Raw genomic sequence first — 24111 nt, forward strand, 5'->3', positions numbered from 1 at the left:
CATTATGCAGACAAAATTTAAGCTGCCGGAATTCTTCCAGAGGCAAGTCAGCGAGCCGCTGCTGCTTGAGTGCAAAGCAGATCTGGATCCGGAGGGGTGTTTTGGCGAACAATGGATCGCTGTTTCAGAAGAAAAACTGGTCGTCTGGCACAGAGATGAGGCGCCGAGGCTGACTCTGCCTCTTGCTGAAATTAAGGATGCACGGGCAGTTTCAGCCGTAGGCGGAGGATCACTGCATATCGACACAGACTTTGGACCGGTTGTTGCAGTCCGTTATACCGCCGCATTGATCCCCATGTTTGATTATGCCGCAAAGCTGATCAAAGCTGCGGCGCATAGCGAAGAACTGCCGGTTCTCTCCGAACGGGATCTTCCCCGGAGCTGCCCGCAATGCGGAAATCCGCTAGATGAAGGGATGCAGGTCTGCGCCCAGTGCATGAACAAGGGGAAGCTGGCCATCCGGATGTTAAGATATGCGAAGCCTTACAAGCTTCAAATGGTGATTGCCGGAGTGCTGCTGATCCTGACTACACTGGTGGAGCTGATTCCCCCGTATTTGACGAAGATCATGATTGACGATGTGCTCGGAGCTGCCCGGCAGAGCACAAGGCTGCTCGCTGTAATCGGCGGACTGGGGCTGACTACCCTTGTGATGGCAGCCATGCAGGCTGTCCGGGGATTGATCGGCATCTGGGTAGGCTCCAAGCTGATGGGTGATTTCCGCAAGGATATTTTCAGTGCGCTTATGAAGCTGTCGCTTGCTTTCTTTGACCGGAGGCAGACAACCCAGTTCATTGGCCGGGTGAACAATGATGCGGAAGCGATGCGGCAGTTTCTGACGGACGGCGTCATTTATGTGATCGGGCAGCTGCTTCGCTTTGTGGCTGTGCTGTTTATTTTATTCAGTCTCGACTGGAAGCTGACATTATTTGCCTTGATTCCTGTCCCGTTTATGGTCCTGCTGTCGATGAAGATCTGGCCAAAAATCGGACGGCTCGCCTATCAGCAGTGGAGATCCATTTTGCGGCTGAACATGCTGGTCGGCGATTCTCTTCAAGGCATCCGCGTTGTTAAGGCGTTTGGCCGTGAACGAACTGAAATGTCCCGCTATGAGCAGACCAATACGGAAGTGGTGCACAATAATCTGAGGATGGAGGGGATGTGGCAGTTCATTTTTCCCGTATTCAGCCTGGTGACCGGAGCGGGAACACTGCTCATCTGGTATCATGGCGGACACAAAGTTCTGGAAGGCACACTGCAATTAGGCACACTGATGGCGCTGCTGTCCTATCTGGGTATGCTGTTCGGTCCCCTGGAATGGATTCAGCAGATGATCAATTGGACCAGTACGGCCATGGCTGCCGCCTACCGGGTATTCGAGGTGCTGGATACCGTGCCTGAAGTCATGGACGTTCACGAGCCCGTACCTATTGGCACAATTAAAGGGGATGTGGCGTTTACCAAAGTAACCTACGGCTACGAGAAGCATAACCCCGTACTAAAGGAAATCGATCTGCAGGTAAAAAGCGGTGAAATGATTGGTCTTGTAGGTCATTCCGGAGCGGGGAAATCCACCTTTATTAACCTCCTGTGCCGGTTCTACGATACGGACGAAGGCTCCATTTCCATTGACGGCATTCCGATACGCAGCATCAGCCAGACCGATCTGCGCAAGCAAATCGGCGTTGTGCTGCAGGAGACCTTTCTGTTTGAAGGCTCTATCGCCGAGAACATTGCTTACGCCAAGCCGGAAGCCACACCGGAAGAAATTATGCGGGCGGCCAAAATTGCCAATGCGCACGATTTCATAGTCCGTATGCCCGACGGCTATGACACGCAGGTTGGTGAGCGTGGACACAAGCTGTCCGGGGGAGAGAAGCAGCGGGTCGCCATTGCCCGGGCGGTCATTCATGATCCGCGTATCCTCATTCTGGATGAAGCCACTGCTTCAGTCGATACCGAAACCGAACGTCAGATTCAAGAGGCGATTGCCCGCCTGGTTCACGGAAGAACGACGTTTGCCATTGCCCACCGGCTGTCGACGCTCCGTAACGCCGATCGGCTGGTCGTACTGGACAAAGGGCGCATTAATGAGGTTGGCACACATGAAGAACTGGTGAAAATCCCAGGCGGGATCTATCGCAAGCTGGTCGAAGCGCAGCAGGAGTTGTCAAAAATCAAGGGGGTGGAGGTCTGATGAAGGATCCCTATGAAATCCGTATCCTTCCCCCTGCGGCTGTAAACCTGAAGCGTGGAGCAGGCGGCGTGCTGGGAGGGAAAGTTGAAAATACTCATTATGAGGAGCTCACGGTTTACCGGACTTTTCCGTTCCGGTTTGACGAGGAATACATTTCTGTCCGGAATGCGAAGGGAGAAGAGCTTGGCATCATCCGGGAGCTGGCAGAGTTAGAGCAAGACAGCAGGGAGGAGCTGCGCAGGGAGCTGCAATACCGGTATTTTTTACCGCGGGTTAACCGGATTGTGAGTGTCAAGTTCAAGTCAGATCTCTGGCTGTGGGATTTGAAGACACATCTGGGACCAACCCGGCTGGCGATGAGGAATCTCCAGGATTATGTGCAGCTGCACAGCGGGGGGCGTGTCATTCTGTCAGATATCAGCGGAAAGCGCTGTCAAATTACCGACTGGCGGAGTCTTGACGGCCACAGCCGCAAATGGCTGGAAGATACGTTATGAACGGATGCCCATCTATCACTTGCAGGGGCAAATTCTATAAGCATGATGAAAGGGGTTAACGAGCTATGAACAATCTTCAGAGCAATGAACTACCTAAATTATATGAGGCGTTTCAGTCTGATTTTCGGATTGGTGCAGCTGTGAATCCGCACACCTTGTCGGTGCAGCGGGAGCTGTTAGTCCGGCATTTCAACAGCGTTACCGCTGAAAATGAGATGAAGTTCGAACGGCTGCATCCTGAAGAAAGCAGGTATACCTTTACGGAGGCCGACCGCTTAATGACGTTTGCCGAAGACAATGGCATAGCAGTCAGAGGCCATACGCTTGTCTGGCACAATCAGACCCCTTCCTGGGTATTCGAGAATAGTGACGGCGGGCCGGCAGATCGCGAAACACTGCTGAGACGGATGAAGTCGCATATTGATACAGTGGTATCCCGCTACAAAGGCCGTATTTATGCATGGGATGTGGTCAACGAAGCGATATCCGACCAAGGCGGTGAATGGCTGCGCCCATCGAAATGGCTGGATATCGCCGGAGAAGATTTTTTATTAAAAGCGTTTGAATATGCGCATGCCGCTGATCCCGATGCCCAGCTCTTTTACAATGATTATAACGAATCTGATCCGGAGAAAAGGGAGAAAATCTATCGTCTAGTGCATACGCTCCTGGAGCAGGGCGCACCGATTCACGGCATCGGGCTTCAAGCTCACTGGAATCTGGTGCATCCTCCGCTGGATGACATTAGAGCAGCTATCGAACGGTATGCTGGTCTTGGCATGAAGCTGCATATCACGGAGCTTGACCTCTCCGTATTCCAGTTCGAGGACCGCCGGACCGATCTGACGGCTCCCCTGGAGGGAATGCTTGAGCAGCAGGCTGAGCGCTACATGCAAATTTTCCGGCTGTTCAAGGAATACAAGCAGTACATTGACTGCGTAACCTTCTGGGGAGCAGCGGATGACTATACATGGCTTGATAACTTTCCGGTACGCGGGCGGAAAAACTGGCCGTTCGTTTTCGACGGCAAACATGAGCCTAAGCAGGCGTACTGGGATATTCTGGAATTAGCGGGAGAATAACATGAATACTACTACCATCCATAATCCGGTCATCTGGGCTGATGTTCCTGATCCAAGCGTCATCCGGGTAGGTGATTGCTATTATATGATCAGCACGAGCATGCACTCGATGCCCGGCTGTCCGGTCATGAAATCGAAAAATCTGATGAATTGGGAAATGGTCAGCTATGTCTATGACAGCTTTGAAGATAACAGCGCCCATAAGCTGCTGAACGGCAAGGGCATTTACGGGAAAGGCTCCTGGGCAACCAGCCTTCGCTATCATGAGGGCATTTATTATGTCTGCTTCTCCAGCAATGACATGCAGCAGTTCTATGTATATCAGACGAAGGAAATCGAGAATGGCCCTTGGGAACGCTTCGTAATTCCGGGCTTGCATCATGATCCAAGCCTGCTATTTGATGAAGGGCGGGTGTTCGTGTTTCACGGGAACGGCAGCATCCGGATTACCGAATTGACGGCGGATGCCCAAGCCCAAAGAGAGGGAGGCCTTGATCAGCTGCTCTTTGAGACGGAGACTGAGGATATCGGTCTTCGCTGTGAGGGCTGTCATGCTTACCGGATGAACGGCTACTATTATCTGTTCTTTATAGAATGGCCTAGTAACGGTAACCGGCGGCGCAGACAAATGGTCTACCGCTCGGCTGAACTGCTGGGCCCTTACGAACGGCGGATTGTGCTGGACGACGATATGGGATACCAGAATAACGGTGTAGCACAAGGCGGTATTGTCGATTCAGTGACAGGGGACTGGTTCGCTGTGCTGTTCCAGGACCACGGCTCTGTCGGCCGCATTCCATGTGTTGTTCCGGTGCATTGGGAGGATGACTGGCCGGTATTCGGTGTCGATGGCAAGGTTCCGCAGCAATTTGCAGCCGCTTTGCCGGCAGAGGAAGTAAAGCCGCTGGTGATCAGCGACGGCTTTGAATATGACAGGAACCGGCTGGCTCTGAACTGGCAGTGGAATCATGTGCCGGACCCTGACCTTTGGTCTGTCACCGAACGGCCGGGAAGGCTGCGCCTGCGGACAGGAGCCCTGTCGCAGAGTGTGGAATATGCCCGTAATACGCTGACACAGCGTACGGAAGGACCCGCATGCAGCGCTTCGGTTCTACTGGACCTGTCGGGACTTACTCCGGGTGACCGTTCAGGTATGGTTGCTCTGCAGCATCATCTTGGCGCAGTCGGTATCTGGGTCGATGATAGCGGAGCGCGCTTCGTGGTCATGAGTGTGAACGGAGAAGAAGGTCAGGAGACGGCTGTGGAACGTATACCTTATGAACACAGCTTTATTCATCTGAAGATGGAGTTCGATTTTGCCAAGAGTCTTGATATTGCGAACTTTTTCTATTCATCTGACGGAGAGAATTGGCATACCATCGGCAGTCCGCTGCAGATGAAATATACGCTGGATCATTTCATGGGCTACCGGATCGGTCTCTATTGTTATGCCACCAGGAAGAACGGCGGATATGCTGATTTTGACGATTTTTGTTACAGCAAGACCGTTTAAGGCCGTTTGTATTCATAGCTCACTTGTACACTTGCAAGGTTGATAAACAGGGCGATTCTCCGGTGAAAGGAGGATATGAATGCGTTTACAAAAAAATGGTGGAAAGGCAGTGATGCCTGTGTTGAAGGAAACGCAGCCTGAAAACAGAGAAATCTTATTACAGGCATCCGGGATCAAGCGTGTATTTGGCAGGGGAGACACCGCTGTGACTGCCTTGTCGGATATTCATTTGGCCGTTCCCCGAGGGTCTGTTGTCGCGCTTAAAGGAAGGTCAGGCTCTGGGAAGACCACGCTGCTTAATGTTCTCAGTACACTGGATGACCCGACGGAGGGTTCGGTGCAGTTCGAAGGGAGGGAGATCACCGGACTGTCCGCCAAAGCGCGCAACGAGCTGAGACGCAGGGATATAGGGTTGATCTTTCAGGCATACGGACTGGTTCCCCTTATGTCCGCGCTTGAAAACGTCGAGTTTGGATTACGGATTGCCGGCTCCTCCAAGGCCGGCCGTGAAGACGCGGAGTGGGCGCTGGAGCGTGTGGGAATGAAGGACCGGATGAAGCACCGGCCGCCGGAATTGTCGGGGGGAGAGCAGCAGCGTGTCGCCATTGCACGGGCCATCGTACATAAGCCCAAGCTGCTGATTGCCGACGAGCCTACGGCTGAGCTTGACAGCCGTATGGGACTGCAGGTCATCCGATTGTTCAGGGAGCTGGTGCTAAGCTCCGGAATGACCATTCTGCTCACTACACACGATCCCGGCATTATGGAACTGGTGGACCATGTCATTGCATTGGAGGATGGAACAATTGTCTCACAAACAATCAATGCTTCTCCGCTTACGTAGGATACGGCTGCGTATTGCCGGAGCCTCACTGCTGCTGCTGGCATTGACCGGACTTGCCGGCTGTTCGCTGCTGCCGGCTGAACAGGAGCTGCAGCCGCCGCTCGTTCAGCCTGTGCAGCAGGAATATGACATGGAGGAGGTTGTTACCGGGAATATTCAGACCTTCCTCAAGGGGACAGCCACTTTTGCATCCGGTCATGTCGAGGCTTTATCGTTCAAGGAGTCGGGAGGAGTTCTCAAGGGAATCCCCGTAGAGCTGGGCCAGACTGTGAAGAAAGGCGAGCTTCTGGTGGAGCTGGAGACAGGGGATCTTGAACTGCAGCTTTCATTGCAGCAGCTCAATGTGGAACGTGCACAGCTGCTGTATAAGCAGGCAGAAGCTTCGGGTGCAAATGCGACTGATCTGCGCCTGAGGCAAATTGATTATGAGCGGGAAAAAATTTCGCTGGACCATATGGAAAACAAGCTGGCCAAAGCGCGGTTATATTCACCGATCAGCGGCACTGTAACGTACATTCAGACCATGAACACCGGAGACTATATCAATGCCTATCAGCCTGTTGTAACCGTCTCCGATCCTTCCAGTCTGCAGCTGACTTATGTGGCCGGTGACGCAGGAGATTTGCTGCCGGTGGAGACCGGCATGCCGGCAAGCCTGAAATATAAGGGAAAGGACTATAGAGGCAAAGTGCTGCAATCGCCTTCAAGTGCCCCGGCAAAAGGAACTCAGGAGACGGTCGACCGCAATGCCGTAACACTGATTGTGGACATAGATAACAAACCCGCGGGCATCCAGGTCGGGGACGTCGCTGAGCTGACCATCGAACTTCAGAAGCGGGAGAACGTTCTTATTCTTCCCCGTGCCGCTATCCGGACCTATATGGGCCGCTACTACGTACAGGTGCTCGACGGCGAACGGCGCAAGGAGCTGGACATTGAGATCGGGCTTATGACTCCGACAGAGGCTGAAATCGTGAAGGGGCTACAGAAGGGGCAGAAAGTCATTTTGAACAATTAAGGGATGGCTGACAGCTTCTTTATCCCAAGGTGCAAAAATTGAGGTGAACGTATGGCTTTATGGACGATGATTCTCCGCAAAATGGCGACAAACAAGTGGCTGCAGCTGAATCTGCTGCTTGGGCTGACGGTCTGTGTCGCGCTGTTCAGCTCCATGCCGCTATATTCGGGTGCTATTCTGCAGCGGACGCTGCAAAAGGAGCTCGGCCAATTGCAGTTGCAGAAGAACGTATATCCGGGTTTTATCCGGATCGCGACCTCCAATTCTGCGGAAATAATGGATGAAAAAACGGCCGAAGCCATTCAGAAGGCCGATCAGTTCGTACGTTCGATACCGGGCCGGGCGGGTCTTCCGGCGCTGTCCTTTTATCAGCAGCGGTTTACCCAAAAGTTCAAGGTGTACGGCTCCGATGCTTCCGAGCTGGAGCAAAAGACCCAAAAGTCTGCCGGAGCGGTAAAATCCTTGTCAGATATGGAACAGCGGGTTCGCCTGCTGGCGGGCCGGATGCCGGTGGATCGCACAGACGGAATCATTGAGGCTCTGGTGACAGACAGCTTCCTTCTGAAGGTCAAACGCGAACTCGGTCAGGAGCTTACTGCTGAAGTATCGGAGCAAACCACGCTCCGGATTATTCCCGTAGGCGTTATGGCGACCGATGCGGCAGCCGATCCCTATCTGTCTTATATGACCGAAACGGACAGTGACGGGTTTATCATTCCTTTCGGGCAGTTTGAACGGGAGTTTATTACCGGCGGGAAAGCCAGAGTGTCAGATATGGAATGGCGGTATGCTCTGGATTACAGGGCGCTCAAGGTTGAGGGGATTGATCAGTTTGTACAGGCAGACAAAGATATCCGCCGGTATTTCAAAGGCCGGATCGGCGCGGCTGAAATCAATATGCCTGCGAACGAAACCATCCTGTCGTATCAGGGGAAGGCGGATAAGCTGGATGTAATGCTTCTGTCACTGTACTCGCCGGTCATGATTATGCTTGCGTTCTATCTGTACATGACTGCCAATCTCATTATCGAACGGCAGAAAAATGATATTGCAGTGCTCCGCAGCCGCGGAGCCAGCCGGTGGCAGATCATGACGGCCTATACGCTGGAAAATCTGCTTCTGGGCTTCATTGCGTTAACGGCCGGGCCGTTTATGGGTGTGCAATTCACCAAGGGGCTGGGGGCGGCAAACGGATTTCTGGAATTTGTGAACCGCTCTCCGCTGGAGGTCGGGTTATCGGGTGAAGCGTATCGGATAGCTGCGGCTGCAGTAGGTGCCGCTATTCTGCTTATTCTGATTCCCGCCTTACTTGCGACACGTGTCAGTATCGTCAATCAGAAACGTGACTCCGTCCGGCTGAGTAAGCTGTCATTCTGGCACAAGACCGGCCTGGATGTCATATTAATCGGCATCGCTGTATATCTGTTGCGTGGGTTTAATACCCGTCAGGAGGATTTGCGCAAGCTGGCGCTGGATTCAAGCGCACTTCAGGTGGATCCGCTTGTGTTTCTCATGCCGGCATTGTTTACGCTGGGTGCAGGACTGCTGGTGCTCCGTCTGTATCCGTGGTTTATCCGGTTCATCTTCTGGCTGGGCCGCCGCTTCTGGTCACCGGCGCTGTATCATACGCTGATACAGATCAGCCGGTCCTCCGGACAATATTTGACGCTGATGCTCTTCCTGATCATGACGGTCGCCACTGGTCTGTTCAGTGCAGGAGCGGCACGTACAATCAACGACAATATGGAGAGCCAGATCCGCTATTCTGCAGGCGCGGATCTAACGCTGCAGACGCGCTGGGAAAGCGATGCACCGGTTGTATCAACTACGGCCCCTTCTGCCGGGGGAGCTGCGCCCACCGGGGATGGCAACAGCACAAAGCGCGTGCAATATACAGAGCCGTCCTTTCAGCCATACCGGGAGCTGGCAGGTGTAGAAGCGGCTGCGAAGGTGTTCCGCAAAGAGAACGCCCGTTTTACCGCAGGCCAGAAGGCCGTGTCAGGAAAAACAGCATTGTACGGGATAGATACCCTGGATTTCGGCAAGACCGCCTGGATGAAGCCGGGACTCCTCGAATACCCGATCAATAGCTATCTGAATCTGATAGCATCCGATTCCAGTGCGGTGCTGGTGTCCCGTTCCCTCGCTGAAGCGGCCAGGATCAAGCCGGGTGACAATGTTTCATTGTCATGGGACGGACTGGATCAGGTGCCGTTTACCGTCTATGGAATTATCGACTATTGGCCGGGATGGAGTCCGCTGCCCGCCGGCGGAGAATCCGGGACAGACCCGGAATCCGGTAAGCCGAAGCTGATCGTCGGGCATCTGAGCTCCATCCAGAACCGTCTGGCCGTAGAGCCGTACGAGACCTGGCTGAAGCTCGATAGCTCAGCCGCGGGCAAAGAAGTGTATGCGCAACTGACGGAAATGAAGCTGCCGGTTACGCATTACCGCGATGCAACACAGGAGCTGGTGTTGTCGCAGAATGATTCATTCCGCCTCGCCATCAACGGTATTATGACGCTGGGCTTTGTCATTTCCATCATGATCAGCTTCTTCGGATTTTTAGTGTTCTGGATTTTAACCTTGTCCGGAAGAACATTACAGTACGGAGTGCTGCGGGCAATGGGCATCTCCTTTGCGCAGCTTATTGGCATGCTGATTAGCGAGCAGCTCTTAACCTCTGGAGCTGCAGTACTTATCGGCGCTGGCATCGGCAGTCTGAGCAGCAGGCTGTTTGTGCCGCTGTTCCAGATGTCTTTTGCCGCAAGCGAACAAGTGCCGCCGTTTGAACTGGTAAGCCGCTTCAGCGATTACGTCCAGCTGTATGGGATTCTCGGAATGATGCTGCTATCCGGTGTGCTGATTCTCGGCCACCGGCTGTCGAAAATTCGGATTGCCCAGGCGCTGAAGCTCGGGGAGGAATAAGCAATGATTCATTGTGAAGGACTTGTCAAAATCTATAAATCCTCTGATCTCGAGGTTGTTGCCCTGCAGGGATTGGATCTTCGTGTGGAGGCTGGGGAATTGATGGCGATTATCGGCAATTCCGGGAGCGGAAAGTCGACACTGCTTAACATGCTCGGCGGGCTCGATAAGCCTTCGGCAGGAAAACTGCTGGTCGACGGGAAAGATCTGCTTGGATTCTCGGAGAAGGATCTTGTCCGGTACAAACGGGAGACCGTCGGGTTTGTCTGGCAGAATAATGCGCGCAATCTGCTTCCTTTTTTGACGGCCATTGAGAATGTTGAGCTGCCCATTCTTCTGCGCGGCAAGCGGCGGCGGGCGAAGGCCGAAGCTTTGCTTGAATCTGTCGGGCTGAAAGACCGCATGAAGAATTCCCTGAGCCAGCTTTCCGGCGGTGAGCAGCAGCGGGTCGCTATCGCCATTGCTCTTGCCAATGATCCGCGGCTGCTGCTGGCCGATGAGCCTACCGGCTCGCTGGATACCCGAACCTCCGATCAGGTGCTCGACCTGTTCAGGTCACTGAATCAATCCATGGGAATTACGGTTGTCATTGTAACCCATGATCCGCATTTGGCGCGCAAGGTGGACCGGGTCGTGCAAATCCGTGACGGAATGACATCCTCTGAAATGATTCGGCGGGTCTCCTATGCGGAGGAGCTGGCAAGGCTGGAAGCGGAGAGCTTGCTTCTGGAACAGGAAAGCCATATCGAATATGCTGTTGTCGATAAAGCCGGACGGCTGCAGATTCCTGCAGGATTGCTGGATGCTGAGGAATTCAAAGGAAGCAATAAGGTACGTGTAGAGCTGGAGAACGGACGGATTGTCCTCTTGCCGCCGCAAAAGAAAAATGGATAGGTCTACATCAAACAATGGAGGAATGGGATGTGATCAAACAGAAGAACCTTCGACAACCCATTATTCTGGGTGCACTCGTGCTCTTGTTCATTATTGCGGGAATTACTGCGTTGCTCGCTGCGGGGAGGACTAAGGAAAGCCGGAATCCTCCGGAAGCTGCCTCTCCCCCGACCATTACCGCGCAGGAAGCTGCGAGCAGCCAGGCAATCCGCAATTTTGAAGACGGCACATTGCAAGGCTGGTATGGGCGGGGCGGAGACGAGAAGCTGACGGTTACCGCTGAAGCCGCGCATAAGAGCAGCTATGGTCTGCATGTTGCCGGAAGAACCGCTGGCTGGAACGGTCCGCAGCTGGATATTACCCCGCTGCTCAAGAAGGGAGAGCTCTATACGCTGACCGCTTGGGTCAGGCTCCCTGCCGGAACCCCGGAAGCATCGGTTGCCCTTACGGTCCAGCGGACAACGAACGGCCATGAAAGCTCGGAGTTCATTACTTCTGGGGTAGCAAGTGACAGGGAGTGGATCATGCTTTCGGGAAGATACGAGCTGCTGCATTCTTTTGAGCAGCTGAAGCTCTCTCTTACAGCCGGCAGCAATCCTGACCTGGAGTTTTATGTCGATGATATAACGGTCGGACAAAAGCCGGCTGCAGAGCCGGAGCCAAAGCCGGAGTCAGGGGCAGCTTCGGTTCAGCTGGATATTCCGGCGCTCCAGGATATCTTTGCCGGAGATTTCAAGCTGGGCACCTCCCTGCTGGCCGATGAAGTTATGGACCCGGAGGGTCCGGATGCTGCGCTGCTTAAGAAGCATTTCAACAGCTTGACCCCCGGTAATGAGCTGAAATGGGATGCAACCGAACCCAGGGAGAATAGCTTTAACTTCACCCGGGCAGACCGGATTGCCGATTTTGCCGCCGATAATGGAATTGCCTTTCGGGGTCACACCCTGGTGTGGCATAGCCAGACCCCAGATTGGGTATTCCATGATGACACAGGTAATCTCGTCAGCAAGGAAGTGCTGTTTGCAAGGATGAAAAATCATATCGATAATGTCGTCGGCCGGTATAAAGGCAAAATTTATGCCTGGGATGTCGTTAATGAAGTGATTGAGCCTGGGGATAACCAGCCTGGAGGACTTCGTAACAGTCTATGGTACCAGATTGCCGGGGAAGAGTATATCGAAAAGGCGTTCGAATATGCACATGCCGCTGATCCCGATGCCAGGCTCTTTATCAACGACTACAACACGCATATTCCCGATAAGCGGCAATATTTGGTCGACCTGATTCAGCGGCTGAAAGCCAAAGGGGTGCCTGTAGAGGGGATCGGCCATCAGAACCATATCAGCCTCACTTATCCGTCTGTCGCAGAGCTTGACTCTATGATTTCTGCCTTCGCAGATCTGGAAATTGAGCAGCAGATTACAGAGATGGATATGAGCATCTATTCCAATGATTCACAAAGCTACGATAGCTTCTCCGAGGAGCTGCAAATTGCACAGGCGCACAGGTACCGGGAAATCTTCGATGTCTTTGTAAAGCATAAGGACCAGTTAACCGCTGTTATTTTCTGGGGCAAAGACGATATGAACACCTGGCTGCGCTCCTTTCCGGTAAACCGTAACAACTGGCCGCTGCTCTTTGATGAACAGCTGCAGGCCAAATATGCATATTGGGCTCTGGTTGACCCCGGCAAAGTTCCGGGAGCAGATTATGGGCCGATCCATACCTCAATTAACACTCTAGGAGGAACATTTATGAATATTTTAAACAAAAAGGATAATGGAATCATGAAGGCAACCGGAAAAGAGCCCGGCCAAGGCAATCCGCTCGTCTCTTATAAATTTGGAGCCGACCCGTATGCGCTGGTGTATAAAGACCGGGTCTACTTGTATATGACCAATGACGTTCTGGAGTACGACGACTCAGGGAAGGTTAAGGATAACACCTATGGCAATATCAATAAGATTACGGTGATTTCGTCCGATGATCTGATGAACTGGACCGATCATGGCGAAATTGTCGCTGCCCGCTCTGAAGGCGCAGCCAAATGGGCCACCCAATCCTGGGCACCTGCAGCCGTGCATAAGGTGATAGACGGTAAAGACAGGTTTTTTCTGTACTTCGCCAATAATGCCAGCGGAATTGGTGTACTGACCAGCGACAGCCCGGAAGGGCCGTGGGTGGACCCGCTGGGCAAAGCGCTCATTCTGCGTTCAGTGCCGGGCGTAGAAGATGTGACCTGGCTGTTCGATCCGGCGGTATTCGTCGACGATGACGGCAAAGCATATATTTATTTCGGAGGCGGGATTCCGGAAGGCAAGGAGGAGTGGCCGAATACCGCCCGTGTGATGGAACTGGGACCGGATATGATCAGTGTGATAGGTGAAGCCAAGCCTATTCCGGCTCCGTTTCTGTTTGAAGATGCAGGCATCAATAAATATGACGGCCGGTATTATTTTACGTACTGCTCCAATTTCTTCAGCGGAGAACGTCCGGAAGGCAGTCCGCCTGCCGGTGAAATTGCCTATATGACCAGTGACCATCCGATGGGTCCTTGGACATACCGCGGCACAATTCTCAAAAATCCCGGCCATTTCTTTGGCGTTGGCGGTAATAACCATCATTCGATTTTTGCGTTTCATGACAAATGGTATATCGCGTATCATGCCCAGACCTTGTCCAAAGCGCTGGGGGTTCCTCAAGGATACCGCTCCACTCATTTAAATGAAGTGCACTTCAGCGGTGCGGATGGCGCCATTCAGGAGATTGAGGCTAACTATGAAGGCGTAAGTGCCATTCAATCCTTTAATCCGTATCAGTCTGTACCAGCGGCAACGTCTGCCTGGAGTGCAGGCATAGCGGTTGAGCCCCCTGTATCCGCCAGCGGTGAAGCAGTGAATGAGCGCGTCTTAACCGCACTTACAGACGGAAGCTGGACCGGTTTGGCTGGTGTCGATTTCGGGCAACCGGGCGCTTCGGCGATTACGGTGTCCGCTGCAGGCGGTGATCAGCCGTCCATCATCGAACTGCGGCTGGACCAGCCGGACGGAAAATTGATCGGCACAGTGAAGGTAGCAGCCGGGTCAGGAGAGAAGGCAGCCGAATGGACGGCAGAGGTTGCTGAAGCAGAGGGGATCCACGACCTGTATTTTGTATTCCGCGGAGAAGGCGGGAAAAGGCTGCTGCAGTTATACCGCTGGCAATTTTCTTAATAGCGATGCTTTAGTGAGCCATGCACTTCATACAGCTATGCCAACAAGACCCCGGGAATGAACCCGGGGTCTTGCACATTTCAAACGTCTAACGGACATGCCGCTCAGCTTCACCCTAGACTGCAGCGCGCTCCAAACAGCCAGCCTCCTTTAACGGGAAGCACTAAATGTTCCGGGCACTGCCGAATAGATCCGCACAGTAAGCCCGTTTGTATATCCTTCCAGCACTGCGGTCAAATCCTCCTGATTCAGAAAAGCCAGCGCTTTGCTGTCAGTTTCGATGGCAGGCTTCCATTCGCCGTTCACATTCCGGTTGATAATATGTATCCGGCACTCCTCACCCGTATAAGCCGTTCCTTCCAAGGTGTAGTCGGCCCTCATACTGACTAATTGATCATCGGTATACTCCTGCAAATCTTCTGCTCCTGGTATAATATCTCCTTTAAAATAGCGGCTGTCACTGTTTCCCGTAAAAAGAACAGCTATCTGCCTGCGCGGACCTTCCTCCTTGCGGAGCTCTTGGCCCGTAATCTGGACATGGATGGTTAAAATCTCTTTTTTACCGAGCAAAAACTGCTGTACCGCTGCCAGGGCACTTTCGCTCTGATTGGCTGTAAAGGAATGTCCTGCCTCCTGAATCAGCTGCAAATGACATTGCCCCGGCGCATAGGCTTCCTGAGCCTTAACGGAATAGGTGTAATTAACGAGCTGGTCATCAGTCCCATGCATCAGCAGTACCGGGCCTTTGTAAGAAACGATCTGTTCGTACGGGTCCATCTCAACAACAGCTTCATGGTACTTTTTACCGATACGCATATTGCCGCAATCGATCACCTCCGGCACATGATTGACATCATAGGAGGAGCCGGCCAGAGCCCCCCTGCGGGCATCATCCGGTATGCAGAGTGCGGGGTAGACAAGAATCAGTGCTTCGACTTCACTTGGACGCCCCGCTGCTGCCAGCGCTGAAACAAATCCGCCCTGGCTGAAGCCCATTAAAGTGACTTTGTCTGCATCAACAGCATCCAGACCTTTCACGTAATCCATAACGGCCATCAGATCTTCGCATTCAGTCAGCACGCTCATCTCAGTTGTCGCCCCGTCACTTGTCCCTTGTCCAGGTGCACTGCCGCCGCAGAAATCAAAACAAAACGCTGCGTAGCCCCAGGATGCAAAGCTCTGGCAATAATCAAACAGATCCCGCGAGTTCCCGCTAAATCCATGGCTCACAATGATGGCTGGGAGGTGATCCCCCTCCGGTATAAATGATCTTCCGCGAACCGTTAATCCGTCCCTTGTACAGCTGAAATCATGTGCTGCAATGTTTGTGTGCATCTTAAAATCGCCCTCCATATGTAAGGTATACGCTTTCATTCTAATTGAATCATAGTCTGATTTCTCTGTTATGAAAAGATATATGATACAGCTTTTTTATTTTATAATAAGGATAATATTGTTAATCGATAGCTTCGTTTAAAATTGTGGATGGAAAGGGGATTTTATGAGTCTGATTGTTAGTATAATTGCAAAGAGAGATGTAGAGGTTGATACGGAGGATTTAGAAGCGCGGGTACCTGAACCGCATAATAATTTGTTTGGTTTTGAATCTTACAGATATTCATTTTGGGGAAATAATGCAGTTAAAGAGCTTGGATGTGAGTTAATATATTCTTTGAAGGAAACAAACGTTTATGTATTTGATGAAGAAATAGAAAAGCTGCAAAGAGAATTCCACATTATACTGGGAAATTTAGATTTTCTGATTTTGCGAACAACCTTTGATAAAGAATTTATTGAATTTGCAGCAGGTAATGCCCTGGAGATGATCAAGATAGCGCTTAGAGAAAAAGATAAGGTTGGAATTGCGCTTTGGTAGCGTACTTTATTATCTAAAATTATAAAAGGAGCCCCCCAATGAAACGAATAACCAAGCTATGGCCCGGCGGTAAACCGAAAGCCTTTACATTAAGCTATGACGATGGTGTGGAGCAGGACAGAAGGCTGATCGGAATTTTTAATAAGTACAATCTCAAAGCAACGTTTAACCTGAACTCCGGGATTCAGCATGAAGGCAGCTTCTGGGTGGATAAGGGACGGACGATCCGGCGGATGAATCCGGAAGGGCTGGAGGCCTTGTATGAAGGCCACGAAATTGCTGTACACAGCCTGACTCATCCCATACTTCCTGATCTTCCGCGTGAGCTTATGCTGACTGAAATATTAGAGGATAAGCGCAACCTGGAGCAAAAATTCGGCTATCTGGTGACGGGGATGGCTTATCCCTTTGGAGCTTATAATGCTGCGGTTATTGAGGTGCTGAAGGCATCCGGGCTGGAATACGCCAGAACGGTTAACTCGCACTTGAAGTTTAATCTGCCGGAGAATCCGTATGAATGGCACCCGACCTGCCATCATAATCATCCGGAGCTGATGAATCTGGCCGAGGCTTTCCTTGCAGAACGTTTCGGTTCGCTGTCTTTGTTCTATGTATGGGGACACAGCTATGAGTTCGACGTGCAGGATAACTGGGAGCGGATAGAAGAGTTCAGTCAAAAGATAAGTAATCACCCTGAGGTGTGGTACGCAACAAATATTGAGATCATCCGTTACATGGAGGCTTGCAGCAGGCTGAAATTCTCGGTTGACTGCACCCTGGCGTATAACCCGAGTGCCTTGGCCGTGTGGGTTTCTGCTGACGGTAATGCGGTGGAGGTTCCGCCTGGAAAGACAGTGCAGTTATATTAGCATACTGGAATGATTCACTATTTGAGGCAGCGCTGGCAGATGAAATATCAGCATGGCAGAACTGATACCAAAAAAAGCTCAAACCGCTGCGGTTTGAGCTTTTTTTTAACAACTGAAATTAAAAATATTAAAATGAGCAAGCAGTTTTATAATATAATGATGAATTAAACGCCTCCGGAACTATAAGCTTCGTTTTACATTTTAGATGCATGTTCATTTTGTGCTATTCATTAATAGGATTGTCCTAACCGAAGTCTGCGAAACTCCTCTACAATGAGATTATTATTTCAACTGGAGGTATTCGCGGGATGAGAAGCACAGCGGGAAGAAGCAAAAGCCTATTTGATAGAGAGTGGAGCTTTCATAAAGGGGATATCCGGATTCCTTATGCCGTAAAGGCCGGAATGACAGGCGGCATTACTGACGCAGGCATCCGGAAGGATGGGGAATGGCTGGATATCGCGTTTAACGATAAAGGAATGGGCGAGCAGCAGCTGGACTGGTCCGCTGTCAGCCTGCCCCATGACTGGTGTGTGGAGCAGCAGTATGTCCAGGATGAGCATCTTGGAGCCAGAGACGGGAGCCATGGCTATTTGCCGGGCGGGATCGGTTTTTACCGCAAGGTGTTTGAGCTGCCGGCCGAGGCTGCGGGAAGCAAATGGCTGATCCGTTTCGACGGGGTGTCCGGGACCAGCACGGTATGGGTCAACGGGCATTTAATCGGCAGTCATCATGGCGGGTATATAGGGTTCAGTTATGATTTGTCGGATGTGCTCCGTTACGGGGATGAAGGCAGAAATGTTATCGTTGTCAAAGTAGATGCGACGGAATGTGAGGGCTGGTGGTACGAAGGCTGCGGCATTTACCGGCATGTCTGGCTGGAAAATATGGATCTGCTGCATGTGGCGGAATATGGTACGTACATAACGACACCCGAAGTTGCCAAAGAACAGGCAACGGTAAATATCCGCACACGCATCCGCAATAACTATACGGAAGGGCTTCGGGTGTCTCTGCAGACCGTGATTTATGACGGTGCCGGGCTTCAGGTGTGCGCCAGCTCCGCAGATACCTATGCCGAGTGGTACGCGGAGACGGAGCTTGCGCAAAGCTTCCAGGTGAAGCAGCCTATGCTCTGGGGACCGGATTCGCCGTTTTTGTATAAGGCAGTATCTATAGTACTCCATGAAGGACAAGAGCTGGACAGGTATGAAACAGTGTTCGGCATCCGCAGTATCCGTTTTGATCCGCAGGAGGGATTCTTCCTGAACGGTGAGCCGCTGGTGATCAAAGGAACTTGCAACCATCAGGATTTTGCCGGCGTTGGCGTGGCCTTGCCAGATAGCCTGATTGAATATAAGCTTAAGCTTCTGCAGGAGATGGGCTCAAATGCCTACCGCAGCGCACATCATCCGCCTACTCCCGAGCTGCTGGATATCTGCGACCGGATCGGAATGCTGGTCATGGATGAGAACCGCAAGCTGGACAGCAGCCCGAATGGCTTGAGCCAGCTGGAACGTCTGCTTTACCGTGACCGCAACCATCCAAGCGTGATTATCTGGAGCATGGAGAATGAAGAGGTATTGGAAGGCACCGTCACAGGCGCACGGATTCTGAAGACGTTAGCGGATACCACGCGCCGTATTGATCCGACACGTCCGACCTGTGCTGCCATGAATCACGGCTGGAATGAAAATGGCTATAATGATGTTGTTGAGATTACCGGCTACAATTATGGACACCGGGATCATCTTGATATCCGTGATCATGAGCAATATCCCGAACGTCTGATGATTGGAAGCGAATGTGCAAGTTATACCGCAACCAGAGGGATATATGAAGATGATCCGGCAAGAGGCTACTGCTCCGAATATGGAACGAACATTCCTTCATGGGGCTGCACTCCGCAGCAGGCCTGGACAGATCTGGTCAATAACCGCTTTTTGACCGGGGTCTTTATGTGGACAGGCTTTGATTACCGGGGAGAGCCGACACCGTATCTGTGGCCGTGTATCAATTCCCATTTCGGTCTGATGGATACTTGCGGATTCCCGAAAGACAGCTATTATTATATGCGGGCTGTATGGAGGGAAGAGCCGATGGTCCATCTGCTTCCGCACTGGAATTGGCCGGGCTCGGAAGGGAAGCCTGTCGAGGTTCGTGTGTTCGCCAATACTGACACAGTGGAGCTGTATCTGAACGGCAGAAGCCTGGGAGAACAGCAGGCAGACAGGAACGGTTATTTGACCTGGAACGTGATCTACGAACCGGGACAGCTGGAAGCTGTCGGCAAACGCGGTGGATTGGAAGCTGCCCGCAAGTCTGTGGTAACAGCAGGCCAGCCTCATCAGATTCAATTAATTCCTGACCGGCACGAAGCACGGGCGGATGGAACCGATACGATTCCGGTCCGCGTTGCTGTCCTCGACAGGGATGGAAATATTGTGCCGACAGCCGATAATGAAATCCGCTTTGAGGTTACCGGCTCCGGCACCTTGCTGGGTGTAGGCAACGGAAATCCGAGCAGCCATGAGCCGGACAAGTCTTCCCTGCGCCGCGCCTTTAACGGCTGGTGCCTGGCCTTGGTTCAGACTTCCTCCCGCGGCGGATCCATTACATTAAGTGCCGTGTCTGAAGGACTTGCGGCTGCGGAGCTGAACCTGCAGGCTGTATCCGGAGATGATACACAAATATAAAAATTTCGAACAGAGGATGGCTTGAACAATGCGCAGGCTTACGACATACATGCCTTTCACCTACAAAATGATGATACCTTATTTGCTTCTGGTTCTGCTGACAGATGTCTTCATTGGTTATATCTCCTACTCTATGCTGACGGATTCACGGACAGAGATGGCTGAGACCAATATCCGCACCGGGATGGAGCAGGCCAGAAACAATATAAGGTATCAGATGGATGAAATCCAGAGGATGTCCGATAACCTGTTCTCAAGCCAGCCTTTTCAGCGGGCCATTGAATTGAAAGGGACACCGTTCGAGAATTACCTGACCTTGATTGATGATATTCTTCCCCAGCTGACAGCGCCATTGCAGCTGTTCGGGAACAAGATCCGCTTCATGCTCTATACCCCGGACAATATCCATAATGTGATTCCCGGAGATAACCTGAATGAGCCGATAGAAGACAGTGACTATTACATTCTCCCTCTGGAGGAGATTACCGGCGAGGAGTGGTTCCAGTCTCTTCAGAACTCCAAGCGCGATAATATATGGCTGCAGATTGATACGGATCAGAAGCTTAACAATATCTCTCATGTCCGCAGGCTGATCAGCTTCAGTGATAACACAACAATGCTTGGGTTTATCCGGATCACCGTTCCGCTGGAGGATTTGTTCGGCGGATTTGAGACATTCCCTGTCGAGGAGGGAATTACGCTTCGTCTGGTGGACAAGGCTGCCGGAACCGCTATATTTCAACGCGGAACAGCCGATTATGATGCCGGACACGAAAAATTTCTGAGCCTGCATGAGCAGATTCCGGGTAGTGATCTGGTCATTGAAACCCTTGTTCCGCAAAAATATCTGACTCAGGATGCCGGCAGGCTGCGGATGGTGATTCTGGCTGCCTGTACACTCAGCTTTGTGGTCATGACTCTGATCGGATTTGTAGTAGCGCGTATTTCAGGGCGCAAGATGAGCCGGATTGTAGGACTGGTGCGTTCATTCCAGGAAGGTAATTTTCAGAAACGGATCCGGTTCTCGGGAAATGATGAATTTGTACAGATTGCGGATTCCTTTAATGACATGGCTGCTAACATTCAGGAGCTTATTAACAGGGTTTATGTGCAGGAGGTTTCAAAAAAACAAGCCGAGCTCGAAGCCCTGCAGGCGCAGATTAATCCGCATTTCCTGTATAATACACTTTCGACCATAGGCAGTCTGGCTAATCTGGGTGAAATCGGGAAGGTTACGCAGATGGTGGAAGGATTGTCCCATTTCTACCGTCTGACCCTGAATCAGGGCAATGTGTACATTGAGCTGGAGAAGGAAATGGAGCAGGTACAGACATACCTCGAAATCCAGCGGGTCAAATATGCCGATACTTTTACTCTGTATGTCGATGTGGATGAGGACATTATGCATTTGCAGGTAATCAAGCTGGTATTGCAGCCTTTTGTGGAGAATGTATTCAAGCATGCCTGGTTTGGAAAATCCATTTCGATCCGTCTGACAGGCCGGAGGGTCGGCGATAATATTGAGCTTAAGGTTATTGACAATGGCGTGGGTATGCGGCGCGAAGAGATCAATAGTATGCTGTACGGCCAAAGCCAGTCAGGCGGTTACGGGGTGAAAAATGTGAATGAGCGGATTAAGCTTAGGTACGGGGACGAATACGGTGTGACCATTGCGAGCATTTACGGGGCAGGAACAACGGTCCGGCTCCTGCTGCCGGCCGGAGTTACGGGCCGCAGGGAGATTGAGGAGCAGTCCCGGTGAAGAAAATAGTGTGGAGCATCAGTAGCAACAGGAGGAATTCATAGTGAGGACGATCAGTGTACTGCTTGTTGACGATGAAGCCGTTGATCTGGAATGGCTGCGGCGCAGAGTGTTGGCCAGCGGATTTGATATAGAAGTAGCGGGAACAGCCAATAACGGCTTTGATGCGCTTGAAATGCTGGAACAGGAGCGTGTAGACATCATTCTGTCTGATATCCGGATGCCGATTATGACCGGAACGGAATTTGCCAGAAGAGCCAAAACCATCAATCCCAACGTAAAAATCGTATTTATCAGCGGCCACGAGGATTTCAGCTATGCCAAGGAAGCGATTCAGATCAGTGCGTCGGGGTATTTGTTGAAGCCTGTCAAGGATAAGGACCTGTACGATATGCTCGGGAATCTGTGCCATTCCATTGAACAGGAGCGGGAGCAGAACCGGTCCTTGAGCGAAGCCCTGTCCCTAATAAACAAGGAGCTTATCCTGCGCTGGTTCGATGAGGCTTCACCTGAACCGGTTGAGCCGCAGCTGCATGCCGCCCTTCTTCCGCTGTTAGTAAACGGGGCAACGGCAGCAATCATAGAAATCGATGATCTGGAATGGAAAATGCAGGATGTCTCCGAAGAAAATGCGCGCATGATGATACGGCAAACCCAGCAATTGATTAGCTCTCTGCTTGAGGAGAACAAGAGCGGAACGATGATTATAGGGTCCCGGCAGAGATTCATTATTCTGTGCAGCCTGCCGCAGGAGGCGTTTCTGCAAATCATGGAGGAGCTGATCCGGAAAACCGCAGAGTCCTCGCTGTGCACAGTAACGATCGGGGTCGGCCGTTATGCCCGGATGGAGGCTGAGCTGCATGCTTCGTATAAACAGGCCCAGGCTGCACTCAGTGCGAAATGGCTGCTTGGCAAAAACCGGCTGATCCGTGATAACATGGAGCCTGTGCTGCGCGGGACGCCGGGCACCGACTTTGACCAGACGTTAGACCAGCTTCTTGAGGCGATCATCACGTATGATCTGGTAGCCATTGATGATCATTTACTCAAGCTCCTGATGAATGCCGGCAAGAAGGATGTCTATGATCTGATTATCCGGATCACCTCCAAGCTGCACGCGGATCTGCAGCAGCAGAACGAGAATCTCTACGAGCTGCTGCAGTGGGAATCCCATCAGCCGGAAATTTTGTTCCAGTTCGAGACGATACATGACATTGTATCCTGGATGAGACGGAGATTCTTCGAATTGTCCGAACTGCTGTATGTAAAACGCCAGCGCCAGAAGCGTAAGCTGATTGATGAAATCATTCATTACGTGGAGGAAAATCTGGAATCGAAGATAACACTGAAGGAAGTCGCGGTTCAGTTTAACTTCACGCCGAATTATCTGGGCTATCTGTTCAAGGAAGACTACGGGATTCCGTTTATTGACTACGTCAAAGAACGCAAAATGAGCCGGGTATTAGAGCTGCTGAAGGACCCTTCCCTGATGATTTATGAGATTGCCGAACGGATGGGCTACAAGAATCTGATTTATTTTAACAGGCAATTTAAGCAAATGACCGGTATGACCCCGGGAGAATATCGTAAAAAAAATAAAGTATAGCCAATAAATGCTGCCATGGGCCGATTATCGCCCGGGGCAGCGTTTTTATATGAAGTTAACGATATATAAATTAAATTATCGTTGGAAAAGTACTAGTATTTGTTGGCGCGCTCAATCCACAGGAGTGAAACGCTTTTTTATAATACATATATAGAGATATTGAGGAGTGGAAAGGGGATTCGAAATGAAACAGAAACAATACGGATTCTGGCACAAAGTAAAAAAGAATAGAACCTTGCTGCTTATGCTGACTCCGGCAGTTTTATTCTTCCTGGTGTTTGCATACGTGCCTATGGCCGGGATCGTACTGGCATTCAAGCAGTACAACTACAGCGGAGGTATCCTGCACAGTCCGTGGAACGGGCTCGATAACTTCCGGTTTTTCTTTGGTTCAGGCGATGCCTGGCGGGTAACCAGGAACACAGCGCTGTATAATATTGCTTTTATTATCGTTAATAATGTGCTGCAGATCTTTGCGGGCATTCTATTGTTTGAGGTTGCGGGCAAGTGGTTCCGGAAGATTACGCAAACCATCCTGTTCCTGCCGTACTTCATTTCCTGGGTAGTCGTTGGAGCCATTGCCTACAACTTGTTCAACTTTGATGTGGGTACTCTGAACGTATTGCTGAAGGGACTGGGAATGCAGCCGATTGATATTTACAACACCGCATCCTATTGGCCGTTCATTCTTGTATTGGTATCTGCCTGGAAAGCTCTGGGCTACGGCACCATTATGTATCTTGCGGCAATTACCAGCATTGATACTGAGATGTATGAAGCAGCCGAGATTGACGGGGCGAACATATTCCAGCGCATTATGAAAATTACCGTTCCGAACCTGATTCCTACCGTTATTATTCTGGTGCTGCTGGCCATAGGTAATATCTTCCGCGGAGATTTCGGAATGTTCTATAACATGGTTGGTAATAATGGTCTCCTGTTCTCTAACACGGATGTTATCGATACTTTCGTATTCCGCTCACTGACCACTTCCAATGAAATTGGTATGTCTGCAGCGGCCGGATTCTACCAATCCCTGCTGGGCTTTGCGACGATTATGCTCGCGAACTACGCAGTGCGCAAATACGATAAAGATCGTGCTCTATTCTAAACAAAG

16 protein-coding genes are annotated in these 24111 nt (G+C 51.4%); 15 read left to right on the forward strand and 1 reads right to left on the reverse strand.

Annotated features, from left to right (window positions below):
* The first annotated feature begins 4 nt into the window (after positions 1–4).
* The 9 genes from BLR64_RS01145 (at position 5) to BLR64_RS30670 (ending at position 14185) form a co-directional block, all read left to right on the forward strand.
* Positions 5–2197 carry an ABC transporter transmembrane domain-containing protein gene (locus BLR64_RS01145; protein WP_090711356.1) on the forward strand — a complete coding sequence of 731 codons (2193 nt, stop codon included), beginning with the start codon at positions 5–7 and terminating at the stop codon, positions 2195–2197.
* Positions 2197–2694 (forward strand): DUF1854 domain-containing protein, encoded by a 498-nt coding sequence (locus BLR64_RS01150; RefSeq protein ID WP_090711358.1) that lies wholly within the window; start codon positions 2197–2199, stop codon positions 2692–2694. Before BLR64_RS01145 ends, BLR64_RS01150 begins: the two co-directional genes overlap by 1 nt.
* Positions 2695–2759: 65 nt before the next feature.
* On the forward strand, positions 2760–3776 hold the full coding sequence (locus BLR64_RS01155; protein ID WP_090711360.1) for an endo-1,4-beta-xylanase: 1017 nt from the start codon (positions 2760–2762) through the stop codon (positions 3774–3776).
* Between the two features lies 1 nt (position 3777).
* A complete protein-coding gene (locus tag BLR64_RS01160; protein ID WP_090711362.1) occupies positions 3778–5289 on the forward strand; it encodes a glycoside hydrolase family 43 protein in 1512 nt (503 codons plus the stop codon).
* Between the two features lie 112 nt (positions 5290–5401).
* Positions 5402–6133 (forward strand): ABC transporter ATP-binding protein, encoded by a 732-nt coding sequence (locus BLR64_RS01165; protein WP_090711562.1) that lies wholly within the window; start codon positions 5402–5404, stop codon positions 6131–6133.
* The gene (locus tag BLR64_RS01170; RefSeq protein WP_244157572.1) at positions 6096–7151 is read left to right on the forward strand and encodes an efflux RND transporter periplasmic adaptor subunit; all 1056 of its coding nucleotides are present in this window, start codon (positions 6096–6098) and stop codon (positions 7149–7151) included. The genes BLR64_RS01165 and BLR64_RS01170 overlap by 38 nt, the downstream gene beginning before the upstream one ends.
* 51 nt (positions 7152–7202) lie before the next feature.
* Positions 7203–10079: an ABC transporter permease gene (locus BLR64_RS01175; protein WP_090711366.1), complete on the forward strand. Its 2877-nt coding sequence runs from the start codon at positions 7203–7205 to the stop codon at positions 10077–10079.
* A gap of 3 nt (positions 10080–10082) precedes the next feature.
* Positions 10083–10973: an ABC transporter ATP-binding protein gene (locus BLR64_RS01180; protein ID WP_068728127.1), complete on the forward strand. Its 891-nt coding sequence runs from the start codon at positions 10083–10085 to the stop codon at positions 10971–10973.
* A 29-nt stretch (positions 10974–11002) separates the two neighbouring features.
* Complete coding sequence (locus BLR64_RS30670) at positions 11003–14185, forward strand: endo-1,4-beta-xylanase (RefSeq protein ID WP_244157573.1); 3183 nt, start codon at positions 11003–11005, stop codon at positions 14183–14185.
* A 150-nt stretch (positions 14186–14335) separates the two neighbouring features.
* Here BLR64_RS30670 and BLR64_RS01195 read toward each other — a convergent pair whose 3' ends face one another.
* On the reverse strand, positions 14336–15520 hold the full coding sequence (locus tag BLR64_RS01195; protein WP_090711369.1) for an alpha/beta hydrolase family protein: 1185 nt from the start codon (positions 15518–15520) through the stop codon (positions 14336–14338).
* Between the two features lie 166 nt (positions 15521–15686).
* Here BLR64_RS01195 and BLR64_RS01200 point away from each other — a divergent pair, with 166 nt between their 5' ends.
* From BLR64_RS01200 to BLR64_RS01225, 6 genes are all read left to right on the forward strand, one after another.
* On the forward strand, positions 15687–16061 hold the full coding sequence (locus tag BLR64_RS01200) for a hypothetical protein (RefSeq protein ID WP_090711371.1): 375 nt from the start codon (positions 15687–15689) through the stop codon (positions 16059–16061).
* A 38-nt stretch (positions 16062–16099) separates the two neighbouring features.
* A complete protein-coding gene (locus BLR64_RS01205; protein ID WP_090711373.1) occupies positions 16100–16930 on the forward strand; it encodes a polysaccharide deacetylase family protein in 831 nt (276 codons plus the stop codon).
* A 308-nt stretch (positions 16931–17238) separates the two neighbouring features.
* Positions 17239–19626 (forward strand): beta-galactosidase GalA, encoded by a 2388-nt coding sequence (galA, locus tag BLR64_RS01210; RefSeq protein ID WP_090711375.1) that lies wholly within the window; start codon positions 17239–17241, stop codon positions 19624–19626.
* Between the two features lie 28 nt (positions 19627–19654).
* Entirely contained in the window at positions 19655–21388 is a 1734-nt protein-coding gene (locus BLR64_RS01215) for a sensor histidine kinase (protein WP_090711376.1), read from the forward strand.
* A 43-nt stretch (positions 21389–21431) separates the two neighbouring features.
* A complete protein-coding gene (locus BLR64_RS01220) occupies positions 21432–22994 on the forward strand; it encodes a response regulator (protein ID WP_090711378.1) in 1563 nt (520 codons plus the stop codon).
* Positions 22995–23178: 184 nt separating this feature from the next.
* Positions 23179–24105, forward strand: a complete 927-nt coding sequence (locus BLR64_RS01225) for an ABC transporter permease (protein WP_090711380.1) — start codon at positions 23179–23181, stop codon at positions 24103–24105.
* Positions 24106–24111: the final 6 nt, after the last annotated feature.

Origin of the sequence: Paenibacillus typhae (assembly GCF_900099765.1) — a bacterium.
Taxonomy (GTDB): domain Bacteria; phylum Bacillota; class Bacilli; order Paenibacillales; family Paenibacillaceae; genus Paenibacillus_AQ; species Paenibacillus_AQ typhae.